At 40.5% G+C, this 17,374-nt stretch carries 20 protein-coding genes; 19 read left to right on the plus strand and 1 reads right to left on the minus strand.

Going from position 1 to position 17,374, the window contains the following annotated elements:
* Window positions 1–262: 262 nt before the first annotated feature.
* The 3 genes from Hs30E_RS07840 (at window position 263) to Hs30E_RS07850 (ending at window position 2,429) form a co-directional block, all read left to right on the plus strand.
* Window positions 263–514 (plus strand): hypothetical protein, encoded by a 252-nt coding sequence (locus Hs30E_RS07840; protein WP_172209402.1) that lies wholly within the window; start codon window positions 263–265, stop codon window positions 512–514.
* 70 nt (window positions 515–584) lie between these two features.
* A complete protein-coding gene (gene kduI / locus Hs30E_RS07845; RefSeq protein WP_172209403.1) occupies window positions 585–1,424 on the plus strand; it encodes a 5-dehydro-4-deoxy-D-glucuronate isomerase in 840 nt (279 codons plus the stop codon).
* A 216-nt stretch (window positions 1,425–1,640) separates the two neighbouring features.
* Window positions 1,641–2,429, plus strand: a complete 789-nt coding sequence (locus tag Hs30E_RS07850; RefSeq protein ID WP_172209405.1) for a gluconate 5-dehydrogenase — start codon at window positions 1,641–1,643, stop codon at window positions 2,427–2,429.
* Between the two features lie 66 nt (window positions 2,430–2,495).
* Here the strand turns inward: Hs30E_RS07850 and Hs30E_RS07855 are convergent, their stop codons facing one another.
* Entirely contained in the window at window positions 2,496–3,848 is a 1,353-nt protein-coding gene (locus Hs30E_RS07855; RefSeq protein ID WP_172209407.1) for an aspartate kinase, read from the minus strand.
* A gap of 99 nt (window positions 3,849–3,947) precedes the next feature.
* Here Hs30E_RS07855 and Hs30E_RS07860 point away from each other — a divergent pair, with 99 nt between their 5' ends.
* The 16 genes from Hs30E_RS07860 (at window position 3,948) to Hs30E_RS07930 (ending at window position 17,175) form a co-directional block, all read left to right on the plus strand.
* On the plus strand, window positions 3,948–4,589 hold the full coding sequence (locus Hs30E_RS07860; protein WP_172209409.1) for an HAD family hydrolase: 642 nt from the start codon (window positions 3,948–3,950) through the stop codon (window positions 4,587–4,589).
* 106 nt (window positions 4,590–4,695) lie between these two features.
* Window positions 4,696–6,657: a GGDEF domain-containing protein gene (locus tag Hs30E_RS07865; protein WP_172209410.1), complete on the plus strand. Its 1,962-nt coding sequence runs from the start codon at window positions 4,696–4,698 to the stop codon at window positions 6,655–6,657.
* Between the two features lie 65 nt (window positions 6,658–6,722).
* Window positions 6,723–7,175, plus strand: a complete 453-nt coding sequence (gene rplI, locus Hs30E_RS07870) for a 50S ribosomal protein L9 (RefSeq protein ID WP_172209411.1) — start codon at window positions 6,723–6,725, stop codon at window positions 7,173–7,175.
* Entirely contained in the window at window positions 7,176–8,528 is a 1,353-nt protein-coding gene (gene dnaB / locus Hs30E_RS07875; RefSeq protein ID WP_172209412.1) for a replicative DNA helicase, read from the plus strand.
* A 254-nt stretch (window positions 8,529–8,782) separates the two neighbouring features.
* On the plus strand, window positions 8,783–9,043 hold the full coding sequence (locus tag Hs30E_RS07880; protein ID WP_228462023.1) for a Veg family protein: 261 nt from the start codon (window positions 8,783–8,785) through the stop codon (window positions 9,041–9,043).
* Window positions 9,044–9,083: 40 nt separating this feature from the next.
* Window positions 9,084–9,884, plus strand: coding sequence for a phosphotransferase family protein (locus tag Hs30E_RS07885; protein WP_172209413.1), 801 nt, complete (start codon window positions 9,084–9,086; stop codon window positions 9,882–9,884).
* 70 nt (window positions 9,885–9,954) lie between these two features.
* Window positions 9,955–10,602 (plus strand): tRNA (guanosine(46)-N7)-methyltransferase TrmB, encoded by a 648-nt coding sequence (gene trmB / locus Hs30E_RS07890; protein ID WP_172209414.1) that lies wholly within the window; start codon window positions 9,955–9,957, stop codon window positions 10,600–10,602.
* Window positions 10,599–11,051, plus strand: coding sequence for a transcriptional regulator NrdR (nrdR, locus tag Hs30E_RS07895; protein WP_172209415.1), 453 nt, complete (start codon window positions 10,599–10,601; stop codon window positions 11,049–11,051). The genes trmB and nrdR overlap by 4 nt, the downstream gene beginning before the upstream one ends.
* A 158-nt stretch (window positions 11,052–11,209) precedes the next feature.
* Window positions 11,210–12,379, plus strand: coding sequence for a DnaD domain protein (locus Hs30E_RS07900; protein ID WP_172209416.1), 1,170 nt, complete (start codon window positions 11,210–11,212; stop codon window positions 12,377–12,379).
* On the plus strand, window positions 12,380–13,267 hold the full coding sequence (gene dnaI / locus Hs30E_RS07905) for a primosomal protein DnaI (RefSeq protein WP_228462024.1): 888 nt from the start codon (window positions 12,380–12,382) through the stop codon (window positions 13,265–13,267).
* Window positions 13,257–13,991 carry a nitroreductase family protein gene (locus tag Hs30E_RS07910; protein WP_172209417.1) on the plus strand — a complete coding sequence of 245 codons (735 nt, stop codon included), beginning with the start codon at window positions 13,257–13,259 and terminating at the stop codon, window positions 13,989–13,991. Before dnaI ends, Hs30E_RS07910 begins: the two co-directional genes overlap by 11 nt.
* A 30-nt stretch (window positions 13,992–14,021) precedes the next feature.
* A complete protein-coding gene (locus Hs30E_RS07915; protein ID WP_308780838.1) occupies window positions 14,022–14,762 on the plus strand; it encodes a DpnI domain-containing protein in 741 nt (246 codons plus the stop codon).
* Window positions 14,763–14,823: 61 nt separating this feature from the next.
* On the plus strand, window positions 14,824–15,165 hold the full coding sequence (locus tag Hs30E_RS07920) for a DpnD/PcfM family protein (protein ID WP_172209418.1): 342 nt from the start codon (window positions 14,824–14,826) through the stop codon (window positions 15,163–15,165).
* Window positions 15,166–15,459: 294 nt separating this feature from the next.
* Window positions 15,460–16,770, plus strand: a complete 1,311-nt coding sequence (gene der, locus Hs30E_RS07925; RefSeq protein ID WP_172209419.1) for a ribosome biogenesis GTPase Der — start codon at window positions 15,460–15,462, stop codon at window positions 16,768–16,770.
* Window positions 16,771–16,774: 4 nt separating this feature from the next.
* Window positions 16,775–16,906: a hypothetical protein gene (locus Hs30E_RS11435; RefSeq protein WP_267130239.1), complete on the plus strand. Its 132-nt coding sequence runs from the start codon at window positions 16,775–16,777 to the stop codon at window positions 16,904–16,906.
* On the plus strand, window positions 16,897–17,175 hold the full coding sequence (locus Hs30E_RS07930) for a cupin domain-containing protein (protein WP_172209420.1): 279 nt from the start codon (window positions 16,897–16,899) through the stop codon (window positions 17,173–17,175). Before Hs30E_RS11435 ends, Hs30E_RS07930 begins: the two co-directional genes overlap by 10 nt.
* The last annotated feature ends 199 nt before the right edge of the window (window positions 17,176–17,374 follow it).

Here is a 17,374-nt window from a genome sequence, read left to right on the forward strand (position 1 = left end):
TAGATTCAAAGGTTGGACGTTTAACGCCAACTAGACGTTTAAAATGACTATCGCTGAGTTTGCTGAGGGATTCATAGTTCATGACTATAGTATAACAAATTTTTTTATTTTTGGGAGAAGTCTATTATTTGCAAGAAATGCAATTGACGGTGTTTTTGCAACGCTCAGCCATGGCGTATATCCCTATCAATCATGGGGCATTAACAGGCAAGAAGATGCCGCTTTGACCATTGACTTTGGGTGAGAAGTTTTACCAGATAAAATGGGCTTGACTTTGAGGGCTGATTTTCCACATGACAGTTTTGGGACACAAGTCTCAGTTATTTTTGATTCGGGAGAAGCCCGACACCTCAAGACAGAAAAATTCGCAAGTCCGCAATATTTTTCATTTGAAGAGACAATAACTTCTAAAATTGTTATCACAAATTTAATCCAAAATATAACAGATAACTCACCATTTCTAGCGCTAACACAAGTCAAGGCATTTGGCCGAGAGATTAAATTTTTAGCCTAAAATGTTAAAAAATTTCATTGATGAAAGTCTGAAAAACGCTTATACTAAAACTATTGGAGGTAACACATAGATGACGACATTAGACACACGCTATGCGCACAGTCCCAAGGACATTGCGCGCTTGAATACAGCGGAACTCCGCGAGGAATTTTTGGTCGAGCAAGTTTTTGTTTCGGGCGAAATTAAGCTCACTTACACGCACAACGATCGCATGATTTTTGGTGGCGTAACACCCACAACGCAACCTTTGGAGATTGTGTTAAACAAGGAACTTGGCGTTGCTTATTTCCTAGAGCGCCGAGAACTCGGTGTGATTAACATCGGCGGTGCGGGCAAGATTACCATTGATGGCAAAACTGAATCTATGGTCAAGCAAGACGGCTACTACATTGGCAAGGAAACCAAAGAAGTGATTTTCGAGTCTGATGACCCCGAAAATCCTGCGAAATTTTATATCAGCTCAACTCCAGCCCACAAAAAATATCCCAACGTCAAAATTGCGATTTCAGAAATTAAACCGATGAAAACGGGCGCAAGTGAGGCCATGAACGATCGCAACATTTACCAATATATCCATCCAAATATCTGTGAAAGTTGCCAACTTCAAATGGGGTATACGATTCTTGAGCCTGGCAGTTCTTGGAATACCATGCCGTGTCACACGCATGAACGGCGAATGGAGGCGTATTTGTACTTCGATTTTGACGAAGAACAGCGAGTTTTTCATTTCATGGGCAAACCAGACGAAACCAAACATCTGATTGTTGCGCCAGACCAAGCCGTGATTTCGCCGAGCTGGTCAATACACAGCGGCGTTGCGACAACAAATTACAGTTTTATTTGGGCAATGTGTGGCGAAAATATCACCTATGATGATATGGATTTTGTGGCAACTAAGGATTTGAAGTAGGACAAAAAGTGTTAATGAGCGTTCAGCACCGTAGGAAAATAGGAAATTTTAAGGTTCTGCGCTCGCGCACCCAACGCCTAAGCGTTAAAACGCTAAGGCACGTTGTGTGTAGCTACTTCACTAAGCGCTAAAGCGCAAAGTGAGTAGCCAGGATTCTAAAATTTGTCTTTTTCCCTAGGTGCTGCTCATTATAAACTGGATTAGAAAGGTTATCAGATGGAATTTTCATTAGAAGATTATAAATTAGACGGAAAAATTGCCCTAGTAACAGGTGCAACTTATGGTATTGGCTTTGAACTTGCCTCAGCGCTTGCAAAAGCTGGCGCAACGATTGTTTTCAACGACTTGAAACAAGAATTTGTGGATAAGGGCATCGCAGCCTACAAAGCAGAGGGCATCAAGGCTCACGGCTACGTTTTTGACGTGACAGATGAGTCGGCAGTCCAAGCAGCTATTAAGCAAATCGAGGCAGAAGTTGGTGTTATTGATATTTTGATTAACAATGCGGGTATTATCAAACGTATCCCGATGATTGAGATGAGTGCAGCGGACTTTCGAAAAGTCGTTGATGTTGACCTAAATGCGCCATTTATCGTAGCAAAAGCGGTCATTCCAAGTATGATTGAAAAAGGTGGGGGGAAAATCATCAATATCTGCTCGATGATGAGCGAACTCGGTCGCGAGACAGTCAGCGCCTACGCAGCTGCCAAAGGCGGTTTGAAGATGTTGACAAGAAATATCGCCTCCGAATACGGCCAATACAATATCCAATGTAATGGTATTGGCCCAGGTTATATCGAAACGCCACAAACCGCGCCGTTGCGTGAGAATGGTCATCCATTTAACGATTTCATTTTGGCAAAAACGCCCGCTAATCGTTGGGGAACGACCTATGATTTGGCAGGTCCGACTGTTTTCTTGGCATCTAAGGCATCAGATTTTGTTAATGGGCATGTTTTGTATGTTGATGGCGGGATTTTGGCTTATATTGGGAAACAACCTTAGAATTAAGAAAATCGCATGAAATTCGTTTTATAAAACGTTGATTTCATGCGATTCTTCTATTTTTAATTATTTTGCAAAAAATTCTTCATAAAGTGCTGTAATTGCGGCACTTTCTTGATCAGATTTCACGATAAACATGATAGAGACTTCTGAAGAACCTTGGGATAACATTTCGATATTGACTCCTGCTTGTGCCAAGGCGTGGGCTGCACGAGCGGTTACACCGATATGCTCTTTCATATCTTCGCCAACAATCATCATGATTGACAGATTTTTCTCGAAATATAACTCATCAGGTTGGAGACTTTCGGTCATATTATCAAGAATTGATTTTTCGAGTTGTCTGTTTAAAAAACGGTCACGCATGATAATGCTCATATCGTCAATACCAGTCGGCATATGTTCAAATCGAATACCGAGATTTTCCAAAATTTGTAAAACTTTTCTACCAAAACCGATTTCACGATTCATCAGATATTTGGAGATATTGAGCGCCGTAAAGCCGCCGTCAGCTGCAATACCGACAACAGGAGAGCCAGTCACGGTACGTTTGGCAACAATTTTTGTACCAGGATGTTCAGGATTGTTGGTGTTCTTGATGACCAAAGGCACATTGGCACGATAGGCAGGCAAAAGCGCCTCGTCATGAAGGACGGAAAAGCCAGAATAGGCAAGTTCGCGCATTTCACGGTAAGTCAGCTCCGTAATAGAGGCAGGCGATTTGATAATACCAGGATGCGCTGCAAAAATGCCGTCAACGTCAGTAAAGTTTTCGTAAAGTTCAGCGCGAACACCCGCAGCAATAATAGAACCAGTAATATCAGAGCCACCACGAGAGAAAGTGCAGATTTCGCCATTTTCAGTCACACCGAAAAAGCCTGGGATAATCAGCGTTTCATCAAGGTCGTTGAGATAATTGATTTTTTCGTAGCTTGACGGTAGAAGTCTCGCATTGCCAGGTTCAGCACTTACGATAATACCCGCATCTTGCGGATGAATATAACGTGCGTTGATACCATTTTCGCTGAAATATTCAGCAATTAGTTTGGCGTTGTTATTTTCGCCTGCTGCAAGAAAAGTGTCGTAAAGAAATTTATTGTCTTTGATTGGCAGCTTGGCGAGTGAGTTAATTTCATCTGCGATATTTACTATTACAGCGCCAGAAATGCCGAGTTCATCACACATATTTTGATAACGTGAGATAATCCATTTTTGAGTTGTCGTGACATCCTCGCCCTTTTTGTAGGCTTTATAATAGGCAATCAGCGCATCCGTAACCTTGGTATCGTTAGCTTCGCGCTTACCAGGTGCAGAGACAACAACGAATTTGCGTGTGGCATCACTTTTGACAATGTTACGGACTTTTGTGAGTTGTTCGGCACTTGCAAGTGAAGAGCCGCCAAATTTAATGACTTTCAAAATAATTTTCCTTTTAAAAATAAGTTAGTTACTACTATTTTACCGAAAATTCAGAAAATTTTCAATACAAAATTCTTAAAAATTTGATAAAATATAAGTATGACTAAATTTAAAGCAATTATTTTTGACATGGACGGTGTTTTGGTGGATACTGAGCATTATTATTATGCACGACGAAAAGCTTTTTTGGACAGTAAGGGCATTTCAATCGCTCATTTGTCGCCTTTGAATTTTATTGGTGGTAACATGAAACAAGTTTGGCATATGATTTTGCGTGATGATTATGATAAATGGGATGTACCAGCTTTACAAGCTGACTATTTACAGTACAAACTGGACAATCTGATGCCTTATGCTGAATTGCTTTTTCCAGATGCTAAGAGAACACTTGATGATTTACAAGCAAAAGGCTATAAACTGGGGCTTGCTTCAAGTACAGCTAAATTGGAAATTCTTAGAGCCTTGAAAATGACTGAACTGCTGCCTTATTTCAAGGTTATTTTGTCAGGCGATGATTTCAAGGAATCAAAGCCCAATCCTGAAATTTACCAAGTTGCGATGGCAAAACTTGGCGTGATACCAGCTGAAACGCTCATTATCGAGGATAGCGAAAAAGGTATTGCCGCAGGTGTGGACTCAAAAGCGACAGTTTGGGCGATTAAAGATACCGTTTTTGGTTTGGATCAATCGCGGGCAACAACTTTATTTGACACACTGACCGAGATTTCTCAGCAGCTTTAACACACATTTTTGAAAAACCGTGTAAAATATGGTAAAATGACCTATTAGACAAATCGTTTAAAATTCATTTTATAACTTGTTATTTAAAAGGAGTAGCTCAAAAACAATGAAGCGTTTTGATAAATTTTTGCCACTTGCGATTATCATTTTCATGACGGTTGTCTATTTGTGTGAGCTGTTGGTCATTCGACTATCTAACTTTCGTCAGACGACATTGATTGGTCTGTTTGCTATAAATCTTGTTATTGTTTTTGTCATGTTGGTGCGGGCGAGATTGGCTAAGGCAAAAAAGCTCGATAGTATTCGCGAACTCAATGAACAAGCCGAAAATTCGCTCAATGCAACTCTTGACACGATGCCGATTGGTGTGCTACGTTATTCGGCGGAAGATTATTCGCCTGAGTGGTTCAATCCCTTTGTCGATATTATTTTTGCCAATGATGAGGACAAGCTAGAAGCTAAGAAAATTAAGGAAATGGTGCGGGCGATTGACGAGGAAGGGATCCAATATCTCTCGGTCAATCAAAAAAAATATGCGGTCAAAATGGATCAGCAGAAAAATTTACTTTATTTTGTAGATGCCACCAGTGAAGTTGTCGCTAAAACGATTACGCGTGAAAGTCGTCCGGTTATCGGCATTTTGTCCGTTGACAATTATGATGATGCGACTGATTTGATTTCTGACAGTAGTCGAACGGTCATCAACAATTTCATTGCTACCAATATTGACAGTATTTCAAGCAAATATAATGTCTATATCAGTCGTTATAATTCTAGTCGTTATTACATCTATACTAATTTTTTAACGCTGAAAAAAATCATGGATGACAAGTTTGAATTTGTCAATTACTTCCGTGAAGAGGCAACGGAGAAAAACTTTTCTCTAACTTTGTCGATTGGTCTGTCTTATGGTCAGGATAATTTTTCAAAAATTGGGAAAACGGCGCTTGACAATCTTGAATTGGCTATGGTGCGTGGTGGAGACCAAGTTGTTATCAAGGAAAATGTCAATACAGCAAAACCAATTTATTTCGGTGGTAATTCAGCTAGTCATATCCAAAAATCAAGAACACGGGCGCGGGCGATTGCAACAGCGCTTAGAACGATTGTTATCGAATCGGAAAATGTCTTTGTTATGGGTCATAAATATCCTGATATGGATGCGCTTGGTGCGGGTGTTGCGATGAAAATATTTGCCAATATGAATGACAAAGAGGCCTTTATTGTTTATGACGACAGACAGCTCTTGCCTGATGTGTCACGTGCTATTGACAAGCTCAATGAGTCTAAGGATGGCTTTGCCCATATTATCCGCATGGAAACGGCACATCAGCTAAAAAAGCCGAACTCGCTTTTGATTATGGTTGACCATTCAAAGACACACCAGACCATGGATTATGATTTTTACAGGAGTTTTGACAAGGTTGTCGTCATTGACCATCATAGGCGCGATGATGATTTTCCTGAAAATGCCTTGCTGACTTATATCGAAAGTGGCGCTTCATCCGCTTCAGAATTGGTCGTTGAAGTTTTGCAGTATCAAAATGACCAAGTCCAAAAAATGTCTAAAGTTGAGGCATCAATTGCGCTTGCGGGCATTTCTATGGATACGCAAAAATTCACTAGAGGAACAACGACAAGAACTTTTGAGGCAGCATCCTATCTGCGTTCACAAGGTGCTGATAATAATTTGATTAAAACTTTATTAGCGACCGAGTTTGATAATTACAAAAAAATTAATGAAATTGTTCTCAATGCGGACTTTTTTGGTAATGTGACAATTGCAATTGGACTTTATCGTAAAATGTATGACAATATTACAATTGCCAAAGCCGCCGATACACTCCTTAATATGGTTGGCATTGATGCTTCTTTTACTGTTGTCAATCATGAAAAGGGGTATGTTGCTGTTTCAGCGCGTTCTTCTGGTAATTTCAATGTTCAAAGAATCATGGAAAAGCTTGGCGGCGGTGGTCATTTCAATAATGCAGCAGCTCAGATTTATGAGAAAACACCTGCTGAAGTTAAAGAAGAGTTGCTGACGATTTTAACACATGAGTTTAAATAATATAGCTCGTTTAACTATAAAAAGTTTTATATTTAAATGAGTATAAAATAATAGGAGAAAACAAAATGAAAGTTATTTTTTTACAAGACGTTAAAGGCAAAGGAAAACGTGGCGAAGTCAAGGAAGTGCCAACAGGTTTTGCACAGAATTTTTTAATCAAGAAAAATTTGGCAAAAGAGGCGACAGGGCAAGCCATGGCTGAGTTGAAAGGGAAAGTTAAGGCTGAAGAAAAAGCTGAGGCTGAGATTTTGGCAGAGGCCAAAGCGCTCAAAGCTGAACTTGAAAAAGAGACAACAATCGTTGAAATCAAGGAAAAAGTTGGGGCTGATGGTCGCTTGTTTGGGGCGATTAACTCGAAAAAAATCGCTGATGCGTTGAATGCACAGTTCAATCTGAAACTGGATAAGCATAAAATTCAGCTCAATTATCCGCTCAAAGCGATTGGTCAAAAAGATGTGCCAGTCAAGCTGCATAGAGATGTAACAGCGACGATTCGTGTCAAAATATCGGAGAAATAAATGGTTGAGATAGATGTTCTCAAAGCACCACCGCAGGATTTAGCGGCAGAACAAGCGGTGCTTGGTGCGATTTTCCTTGATAACGAGCGCTTGATAGAGGTCATGGCGCATATTACGGCTGATGATTTTTACAAAATTTCTCACAAGATTATCTTTCGGATTATGGAGCGTTTGCAAGATGACCGCAGTCCGATAGATGTTTTGACGGTGCATTCGCGTTTGGAAAATCAAGGCGATCTTGAAACGATTGGTGGTATTTCTTATATTAACGAGCTTGCTGACAGCACGCCAACTGCGGCAAATGCGGTTTATTATGCGCAGATTGTGGCTGAAAAGGCTTTGCTACGCAATTTGATTGGCAAGTTGACGGAGTCGATTGAGCGGGCATATGCTCAGGATGAGCCAGCAGATGATGTGATTGCTGCGGCTGAAAAAGGCATTATTGATGTCACAGAAGGGCAGACACGCTCTGGTTTCCGCAAGATTTCGGAGATTCTTGATGCCAATTATGATGAGATTGAGAAACTCTCTAAGCTCAAATCAACGGTGACAGGGATTTCGACAGGTTTTCCAGCATTGGACGAGAAAACGACGGGCTTGCATGAGGGCGAGTTGATTATCTTAGCGGCGCGTCCAGCTATGGGGAAAACGGCTTTTGCGCTGAATATTGCGCAAAATATTGGCGCAAAATCTGATAAAACAGTCGCTATTTTTTCTCTGGAAATGGGTGCTGAAAGTCTAGTCAATCGGATGGTTTCGTCTGAGGGATTGATTGATGCCCATTCCTTGCGGACGGGGAAACTGACTGATGATGATTGGAATAACTTGACACTTGCCATGGGCAGTCTTGCCAATGCGAGTATTTATGTTGATGATTCGCCTGGGATTAAAATCACTGAAATTCGGGCGCGCGCTCGAAAATTAGCGCAAGAAACGAATAATTTAGGCTTGATTTTGATTGACTATTTGCAATTGATTTCGGGAACAGGTCGGGAAAATCGCCAACAAGAAGTTTCGGAGATTTCGCGTCAGTTGAAAGTTCTTGCCAAAGAGTTGAAAGTCCCAGTTATTGCGCTTAGTCAGCTCAGTCGTGGCGTTGAGCAACGTGAGGACAAACGCCCTAAATTGTCTGACTTGCGGGAGTCTGGCTCAATTGAGCAAGATGCCGATATTGTCGCTTTTATTCATCGTGAGGCTTATTATCAAAGAGAGAATGATCCCGAAGTCGAAATTGATAATAAAGCTGAGATTATTTTTGCTAAAAATCGGTCGGGCGAAATAGGAACAGCTGAGCTGATGTGGGTTGGGCAGTTTACCAAATTCACGAGCATTGATACGCAACATCAAGCGTAAAGGGCAACTCTAAAAAATCAGATTTCCCAAATTTTGCTAGATTTTCCAAATCCTGCGTCAATCCTTCTAGCCTTGCACTAGCAAGCCGTCGTCGAATTTCCTTGCGGTTAAAAAATCTATCTAAAATTTGGTCAAGCAGTTTTTAGAGATGTCCTAAATAAATAAGGTGTAGATTTTAGGGTGTCTTTCGTGTTATAATAGTAATACTGTCAAGTTTATAAGTTTATGAACAATTTGAATCTAAAATAATAGAAATGAGAAACGATATGGATAGCCAAGAAGTCGGAAAAATCATCGAAATCAAAAAAGAAGTTGCAGCGCATTTGGGTGAGGATGTGGACATCACGGATCACTACGGTCGTAAGCGTGAAAATCGCCATAAAGTGACCTTGACGGAGGTTTTTGACACGCATTTTGTCGTTGAGAAAATCTTGCCGCGTGGTCAAAAAATTGTTGAATCTTACATGTATGCAGATATTTTGACCCAGTCAATGTTGATCCACTATAAAGGATAAAAAAATTTGAAAATACAGATGAAAGGAGGGTTCGACAGGCATGTTGCAAGATAAGGAGTCGGATTGGACTTATGTGCCATTAAATAATTCGTTTGGACAGAGTATTAACAACGTTTTTTATGCGACATTTGGCAGTCAAAAAGCCTTTGTTAAAGTCAATGCGAGTCCACTTTTAGCCACTATTTCGCAGGCAGGTTTGACACCGAAAATCATCTGGACTAAACGTAATAGCAATGGCGAGATGTTGACAGCTCAGTCTTGGATAGACGGTGTTGTTTTGGCTGCGACAGAAATGGGTGATACGCAGATTAACCAATCTCTTGCAACCCTTCATCATAGCAAAAAATTGGTCGAATCCTTCAAAAAATTTGGCAATGGTGTGACCGCACCACGACAATGGGTTGATGAGCTTTATCAAAATGCGCATCGACATCTGATTGCTAATAGTTTTTTATCTGATTTATTGACTGAGTTACGGCAAGCAATACCGAAATTTGACCCTACAAATGCTGTTGTTGTGCATGGCGATGTGAATCATCATAATTGGCTAAAAAATGACCACAGTGGGAAGATTTATCTAGTTGATTGGGATACCGTTGCGCTTTCGGATGCTTATATTGATTTGGCGCATTTGCTAAGCCATTATATTGCGCCGAGTCAATGGCGGAAATGGCTTGAATATTCAGGTTATAAAGTAGATGATGAGACTTTTGTTAAAATTAAGTGGTACGGCATATTGTCATTTTTAAGGCAAATCAATGAAAATTTGTGGTCAGATAATATGCAGGCTGCCAATTCGGAAATCTTGGGTTTGCGCAATTTTTGTGACATTGTCAAATAAATGAATGGGAGGCTTGCTGGTCTCCTTGTTTCGGTTTAAACTAAGTTTTGGTTATGGAGAGGAGTTAAAGATGCGAGTGAGAAATCGCAAAGGTGCGCCTGAAATGATGGCAGAAAATCCCCAATATGTGGTCGAAAATCCTGAAATGTTTAAGGGAAAATGGGCGGAAAAATTTGGCAATCGTCATCCGATTCATATCGAAGTCGGATCTGGTAAGGGTGCTTTTATCACAGGTATGGCGCAGCTGCACCCAGAGATTAACTATATCGCGATTGATATGCAACTGACTGTTTTGTCTTATGCTTTGGATAAAGTTTTGGCGCTTAATTTGCCAAATGTTCAGCTTTTACACGTTGATGGTAGCGCTTTGACTAATTATTTTGCGGACGGCGAGGTTGCGTTGGTGTATCTGAATTTTTCTGATCCTTGGCCCAAGTTGCGGCATGAAAAACGTCGTTTAACTTACAAAGATTTTCTGAAAAATTATGAAACAATTTTAGTTGAACAGGGTCAAATTCATTTTAAGACGGATAATTGTGGTTTGTTTGAATATTCACTTGCATCCATGAGTCAATACGGCATGATTTTGCAACAAGTTTGGCTTGATTTGCATGCTGATGATACATTTTCTGAAAAAAATGTTATGACTGAATATGAGGCGAAATTTTCGTCAAAAGGTCAGGTTATTTACCGCGTGGAGGCGCAGTTTTGCTCATGAAATGTCCAAAATGTCAATCTGAAGAATCAAAAGTTGTTGACAGTCGTCAGGCTGAAAATGCCATTAGACGACGTCGAGAATGTGAAGAATGTCACAATCGTTTCACAACGTTTGAACGAATTGAAGAAATGCCACTTTTAGTTATCAAAAAAGACGATACGCGTGAGCTTTTCAATCGTGAAAAAATTATCCAAGGTATTGTCAGGAGTGCGCGTAAACGTCCGGTTTCGTCAGAAACAATCGAAAAAGCGGTCGAGCGAGTTGAGCGAAAAGTTCGTATGCAGGCTGAAAATGAAGTCCATACCGACGTGATTGGTGAGTTGGTCATGGAGGAATTGGCGGAGATGGACGAGATTACCTATGTGCGTTTTGCTAGTGTTTATCGCAGTTTTAAGGATGTCAGTGACTTGGAAGAACTGCTGCGAAATATTACTAAAAAACATCAATAGTTTTATTTGGAAATGTCTGTTTGCAATGTAAAAATATTTTCAGAGCGTTAAAGGAATAGCCACTCCAACGGCTAAGCGATAAATCGCTAAGCCACGTTGTAGATAGCTACTTCCCTAAGTTGACGTCACTTCGTTCCTCAATCACTAAAGGAGTAGCCATGAGACCTATTGACAGATTCACAGTTAAAAATGCTGAGAAAACCAGCTTTGATGCGGGTGTTTTTGTCATGTTTTATGAGCCGATTATTGAGCGTGATGGTCTTGCTTTGTATCAACTTTTGCGGGTGGTCAAAAAAGGGCGTTTGTCAGATTTGCTCAATCATTTGAATTTTGGTTTGACTGATTTGGCGCTTGCGCTTGATAAGTTGTCAGCGGTAAAATTATTAGATATTTATGATAATCATGGCGAGTTCGAGATTGCTTGTCATAGTCATCTGACACCTGAGCAGTTTTTGGCAGACGGGCTTTATCGGCAACTTTTGGCGGATAAGATTGGCTTGGCTGCTCTTGAAAAGTTGGTGCCGACTGCTGATTTTTCGGGTCAGCTGATGTCTAAACGTTTTTCAGATATTTACCGTGTTAGCGATTTTGCTGAAATGCCAAAAATCACAGATAAAGGCTTTAATCTGGCGACGTTTAAGGTCACGATGCTTGATAAAAATCTACATTTTGCAGATGAAACTAAGGACACGCTTGCGCTTTATGCGCTGGCTGAAAAGTTCGACTTGGACTGGTATGACTTGTTCAAGGTTGCTGAGGCGACGCAAAATGGCGACAGCACGCTGAATACGGCGAATATGTCGCGATGGTTAATCACGCAGAACCAAAAACAGCCGAGGGTAACTGATTTTTCAAAGGCGGAACAGGATTTGATACGCACGGCTAAGGCTGAAAAGCCCGAGCTCTTGCTTGCGCAAATCAAGAAACGGCGATTTGACGGGCATCCAACGCAAAAGGAAAAGCAACTTTTGCAACGACTTGCGCGTGACGGTGTGACTGCAGAATTGCAAAATATGCTGATTATTTATTTTTTGGAGATTAGAGGCTATTCTAATATTTCTGACTATATCGAGGAGCAAGCTAATCGTTGGAAGAAAGAGGGGATAACGTCTGCGGTCTTAGCGGTTAAGTGGTTGGCGACTTTCCAAAGTAAACAGGCTGAAAAAGCACTTAAAAAGGCGACACCGCCTAAAAAAACAGCGCCAGTTGGCAAAAAAACGCCAGAGTGGTCGGATCCAGATTATAAAAATCAAACAAGTTTAGCGCAACAAAATGAACTTGAAAAAATCAAACGTCAAGCGCTCGAAAATTTGAACGGAGGTGAGTAAATGGCTATGGAGTCAATGGCAGAGGCGATTAATAATCGTTTTGACCGCAAAAAGTATCAAGAATTGACGGCGAAAATTTTGGAAAATGCAGAAATTCAAGCTTTTATCAAAGAAAATGCTTATCAAAATGACCAAGTTAGTAAATCTTTGACAAAATTTAACGAATATGTGGCGGAAAAGGCGAAATTTGTTCAAGGGCAGCCAACGAAAATTGACGGTTACGAGCCGATTCTCATTGATAATGAGGGTTTTGCAGATGTGACCTATCGTGCAACTGAGGAAACGCTTGCCAAAGAGGCGGAAATTTCTAAAAAACGTCGTGTCAAATTAGTTGGTATGCCGAAAGAGTTTGCAGCTGTTAAATGGTCGGATGTGCTCTTAAATGATGCTAAACGTGTGATTTCTTATCAAGCGGTGGCTAATTTTATCGCTGATTATCCAAATAATAACGGGCTTTATTTGTATGGTGATTTTGGCGTGGGCAAGAGTTTTATGATGGCTGCCATGGCAAATGAATTGGCTGGAAAAGGTGTGTCAACGACGATTATTCATTATCCGACTTTTATTGCTGATATTAATTTTGAAACGGTTCAAAATCGTGTTAATGCTGTTAAAAAAGCGCCAGTTCTTGTGATTGATGATATTGGTGCTGAGATAAATAATGCTTGGGTTCGTGATGCGGTCTTGCAAGTTATTTTACAATATCGCATGCAGGAAAATCTGACAACATTTTTCACGTCAAACTTAACCATGGCGGAATTAGAGAGGCACCTTGCTGAGACGAAACATGCCGAGGAGACTTGGCCAGCCAAGCGTGTCATGGAGCGCGTGCGCTATTTAGCAAAGGAAATCAGATTAGAGGGAGAAAACTTACGACATGACAAATGAAACAATTGATTTGATGCTGAAACACGCGTCAGTTAGAAATTTTACAGACGAGAAAATACCGTCAGAAACGCTGAAAATGCTGATTGATGCGGGGCGTGCGGCATCATCTTGGAAGAATTTTCAGTCTTATTCGATTATCAATGTGACATCTGATGAGACGAAACAGAAAATTTTCGATTTGCAACCGCAGAAATCAATCCTTGGTGCAGCGAATTTCCTTGTGTTTGTTGGCGACCTCAATCGTGCTGAGAAAGCAGTCAAGTTGCACACGACTGACTTTTATCCGACTGGCGTTGAAAATCTCTTGATTACTTCTGTTGACGCCAGTTTAGCGGCGCAAAATACCCTTTTGGCAGCTGAAAGTCTGGGCTATGGTGGCGTGATTGTCGGTCTTGTGCGCGAGCAATCGGCGGAAATCTCGCAAATCCTCAACTTGCCCGATTACACCTATCCTTTGTTTGGCTTGGCGCTTGGCGTGCCTAGTCGGCACAATGATGTTAAGCCACGCTTGCCTTACGAAACAGTTGTTTTTGACGAAAGCTACCAAGTCCAAGATGATGAGATAATCAAGACCTATGACCAAGTTCAGCAAGATTATGCGGGCGAAAGACGTGTCGGCAGTGATTGGAGCGACCGTGTCGCAGCGCAATTTGGTGCCGAACCACAAACCGCGACTTTGGCGACTTTACGGGATAAGAAGTTGATGAGACAGCATAGGAAATAAGGTGTTATTATAGAACTGATACTTGAGAATATTCAGAGTCATTATAAAAGTAAATCACAGCAAGCTAGAGTGATGACTGAAAATTGGGCAGAAAATAATTTGTATTGTCCAATTTGTGGCAATGAGCAGATTAGAAATTTTGAAAATAATCGACCAGTTGCTGATTTTTATTGTGTCAAATGTTCGTCTGAATTTGAGCTAAAAAGTAAAGAAAATCAGAGAAATTTACCTAAAAAAATTGTCAATGGAGCTTATGATACTTTAATTCAGCGAATTTCTGACGTTAATAATCCTGATTTGCTTTATTTAACACATAAAAATTTTGAAGTTCAAAATTTGATTTTGATTCCTAAGTTCTTTTTCACGGCAACTATTATTGAAAAAAGGAAACCGTTGGCTGATACGGCAAGACGTGCGGGGTGGGTTGGCAGCAATATTGCGATTGAAAAAGTGCCAGAAATTGGCAAAATTCATTTGATTAAAAATCAGCAAATTATTGATAAACAAACGGTTCTCTCGACTTACCAAAAAGCTAAACCGCTTGATACTGATAATTTGGATAGTCGTGGTTGGTTGTTGGATACTTTATTTTTTGTCGAAAAGCAATCAGCAGAGTTTTCGCTCAAACAGATGTATGAATTTGAAGAAGATTTAGCCAAATTGCATCCAAATAATTTTAATGTTAAGGCGAAAATTCGTCAGCAACTGCAACTTTTGCGTGATAAAGGCTTTATTCATTTTGACGGCAATGGGCATTATACGAAAATTTAGCTTGACAATCCTTATTTTTTGATCAATAATTGAGATCACTAAAGATTAGGAGAATTGCCAGATGAATAAATTTAATGTTGAAATCACAGAGACTTTGCAACGGACGATTGGAGTGGTTGCGGAAACGGAAAGTGATGCAATTACTAAAGTTGAAAGTCTGTATAAAGACTGTGAAATTGTTTTGACTGATGATTTGACAGACGTTGACTTTGATTTGCTTGAAAATAATATTGCTAAAATTGATGATTTACGTCATTTTAAGTTAGATACTTGGGAAATATTGTGTTATCTATGGAAAGATAAGATAAATTCGTCAGAGCCTATTTTCCAACAAATTGCAAGAGCAAGATTATATCTTAAAAAGTATTATAAAGATTTATCAGAAGATGTTTTGCGTTATTAACAATTGGATGTGTAATCGTCATACAAGGTTTTGGGAGACTGTTCATAATTCGGATTTCAATTCTATCAAATTCGATAGAATTGACAACTAAAAGGAAATATCAGAAATTACACGACCATTTAAAGCGATGTGGTCGTTTTTCAATCAAAACTATTTCATAAAATTTTTAAATGAAAGAAACAATCAAAAACTTTTTCCATCACAACACCCAACGCCAACCTCAAAATTATGTTATACTTAAACATGAGTGCTTAGCAAGTGGAAAAGCACGGTAACATAAAGGAGACTAGAAAAATGGCATTACCAACAGTAGCGATTGTCGGACGACCAAATGTCGGCAAATCGACCATCTTTAACCGTATCGCAGGTGAGCGTATTTCGATCGTTGAGGATACACCAGGGGTGACGCGCGACCGCATTTACACGACGAGCGAGTGGCTCAACAAAAAATTCGCCATGATTGACACAGGCGGGATTGAGCTGGCTGATACGCCGTTCATGGCGCAAATTAAGGCTCAGGCTGAGATTGCCATGGATGAGGCGGATGTCATCGTTTTTGTCGTTGACGGTGAAAATGGCGTGACAGATGCGGACGAGCATGTGGCGCAGTTGCTCTATAAGACGGACAAACCCGTCATTCTTGTCGTCAACAAGGTTGATAATCCTGAGCGCCGTCTCGATATTTTCGATTTTTACAGCCTTGGGCTTGGCGACCCTTACCCTGTTTCTGCCGTTCACGGCATTGGCACGGGCGATGTGCTAGATGCCATTATCGAGAATCTCCCGAGCGAAACTGAGGTAGAAAATCCCGATATTATCAAGTTTTCGCTGATTGGTCGGCCAAATGTCGGCAAGTCGAGCTTGATTAACGCGATTCTAGGCGAGGAGCGCGTGATTGCCAGCCCGATTGCGGGGACAACGCGCGATGCCATTGACACCAACTTCACGGACGACGATGGGCAAGAGTTTACCGTCATTGACACCGCCGGCATGCGTAAGCGGGGCAAGGTTTACGAGACGACGGAGAAATATTCGGTCATGCGTGCCATGCGTGCCATTGATCGCTCGGACGTTGTCCTCATGGTGCTAAACGCCGAAGAGGGCATCCGTGAGTACGACAAAAGGATTGCAGGCTTTGCACATGAGGCGGGGCGAGGCATTATCATCGTCGTCAACAAATGGGATACGCTTGACAAAGACAATAAAACAATGCAAAATTGGGAAGAAAAAATTAGAGACGAGTTCCAATATCTGAGTTATGCTCCCATTATTTTCGTGTCGGCGGAAACAAAACAACGTTTGAATAAATTACCAGAGCTAATAAAAACAGTCAGCCAAGCTCAAAATATGCGGATTCCGTCTGCGGTGCTTAACGATGTCATCATGGATGCCATTGCCATTAACCCAACACCAACCGACAAAGGTCGCCGTCTCAAAATTTTCTATGCCACACAAGTGGCGATTAAACCACCGACTTTCGTCATTTTTGTCAATGAAGAAGAACTCATGCACTTTTCATATGGCCGAATGTTAGAAAATCAGATTCGCAAGGCATTTGTATTTGAAGGCACACCGATTCATTTGATTTCTCGGAAGAGGAAGTGATGTCATGTTACAAGACGAGGAACTGATTGAGATAATATCTCACGAAACAGCGATTTCTGTTACAAAGTCCACTGGCACACAAGTTGCTTATTTTCTCTATCCAGAGTTTGAAATTCATGTGAATCCTTGCCAGTAGGTGTTGTTCAAGATTGGCACAAACATGTTAAGCTAGATGAAAATATCATCGTTACTTCTGGTGAAATTACGATTGAGTATTTAGAAAATGGTAAAATTAGCAGTAAGAATGTCAGAGAAAATGACGTCTTACGTGTCAAGAAAAGCATTCACAGAATTTCAAACTTATCATCTCAAACGGCTAAATTCATCGTTTTTCGCTTTGTGCCAACTGGCAAAGACAAACGTGGGCTGACAGATGAAAAGAGACTGCTAATGCAGTTTTTTTGATTTTCACTGTTTTTTGAAAACGTTATTTAAAAAGGGCTGTCAAGCGAAATTGAAAATGTCCCAAAAAAAGTCTAAACATGAGTTACGTTTTGCTAAAGCAAAATTTGCTTTTAGATTCCATTTTTGATATGATTGAGTTATGATTTAGGCTGAATTTTCAGCTTGATATTCCAGAAGCGTCTTACCGATTCTTCTGAGA

Source organism: Pseudolactococcus hodotermopsidis (assembly GCF_011170085.1).
GTDB classification, from domain to species: Bacteria; Bacillota; Bacilli; order Lactobacillales; family Streptococcaceae; genus Pseudolactococcus; species Pseudolactococcus hodotermopsidis.

Coding starts and splice junctions, on each gene's coding strand:
- trmB (WP_172209414.1), top strand. CDS start 9,955: ATGCGAGTGAGAAATCGCAAAGGTGCGCCTGAAATGATGGCAGAAAAT.
- rplI (WP_172209411.1), top strand. CDS start 6,723: ATGAAAGTTATTTTTTTACAAGACGTTAAAGGCAAAGGAAAACGTGGC.
- Hs30E_RS07850 (WP_172209405.1), top strand. CDS start 1,641: ATGGAATTTTCATTAGAAGATTATAAATTAGACGGAAAAATTGCCCTA.
- dnaI (WP_228462024.1), top strand. CDS start 12,380: ATGGCTATGGAGTCAATGGCAGAGGCGATTAATAATCGTTTTGACCGC.
- dnaB (WP_172209412.1), top strand. CDS start 7,176: ATGGTTGAGATAGATGTTCTCAAAGCACCACCGCAGGATTTAGCGGCA.
- Hs30E_RS11435 (WP_267130239.1), top strand. CDS start 16,775: ATGTTACAAGACGAGGAACTGATTGAGATAATATCTCACGAAACAGCG.
- Hs30E_RS07920 (WP_172209418.1), top strand. CDS start 14,824: ATGAATAAATTTAATGTTGAAATCACAGAGACTTTGCAACGGACGATT.
- Hs30E_RS07880 (WP_228462023.1), top strand. CDS start 8,783: ATGAGAAACGATATGGATAGCCAAGAAGTCGGAAAAATCATCGAAATC.
- nrdR (WP_172209415.1), top strand. CDS start 10,599: ATGAAATGTCCAAAATGTCAATCTGAAGAATCAAAAGTTGTTGACAGT.
- Hs30E_RS07840 (WP_172209402.1), top strand. CDS start 263: ATGGGCTTGACTTTGAGGGCTGATTTTCCACATGACAGTTTTGGGACA.
- Hs30E_RS07860 (WP_172209409.1), top strand. CDS start 3,948: ATGACTAAATTTAAAGCAATTATTTTTGACATGGACGGTGTTTTGGTG.
- Hs30E_RS07900 (WP_172209416.1), top strand. CDS start 11,210: ATGAGACCTATTGACAGATTCACAGTTAAAAATGCTGAGAAAACCAGC.
- der (WP_172209419.1), top strand. CDS start 15,460: ATGGCATTACCAACAGTAGCGATTGTCGGACGACCAAATGTCGGCAAA.
- kduI (WP_172209403.1), top strand. CDS start 585: ATGACGACATTAGACACACGCTATGCGCACAGTCCCAAGGACATTGCG.
- Hs30E_RS07865 (WP_172209410.1), top strand. CDS start 4,696: ATGAAGCGTTTTGATAAATTTTTGCCACTTGCGATTATCATTTTCATG.
- Hs30E_RS07910 (WP_172209417.1), top strand. CDS start 13,257: ATGACAAATGAAACAATTGATTTGATGCTGAAACACGCGTCAGTTAGA.
- Hs30E_RS07885 (WP_172209413.1), top strand. CDS start 9,084: ATGTTGCAAGATAAGGAGTCGGATTGGACTTATGTGCCATTAAATAAT.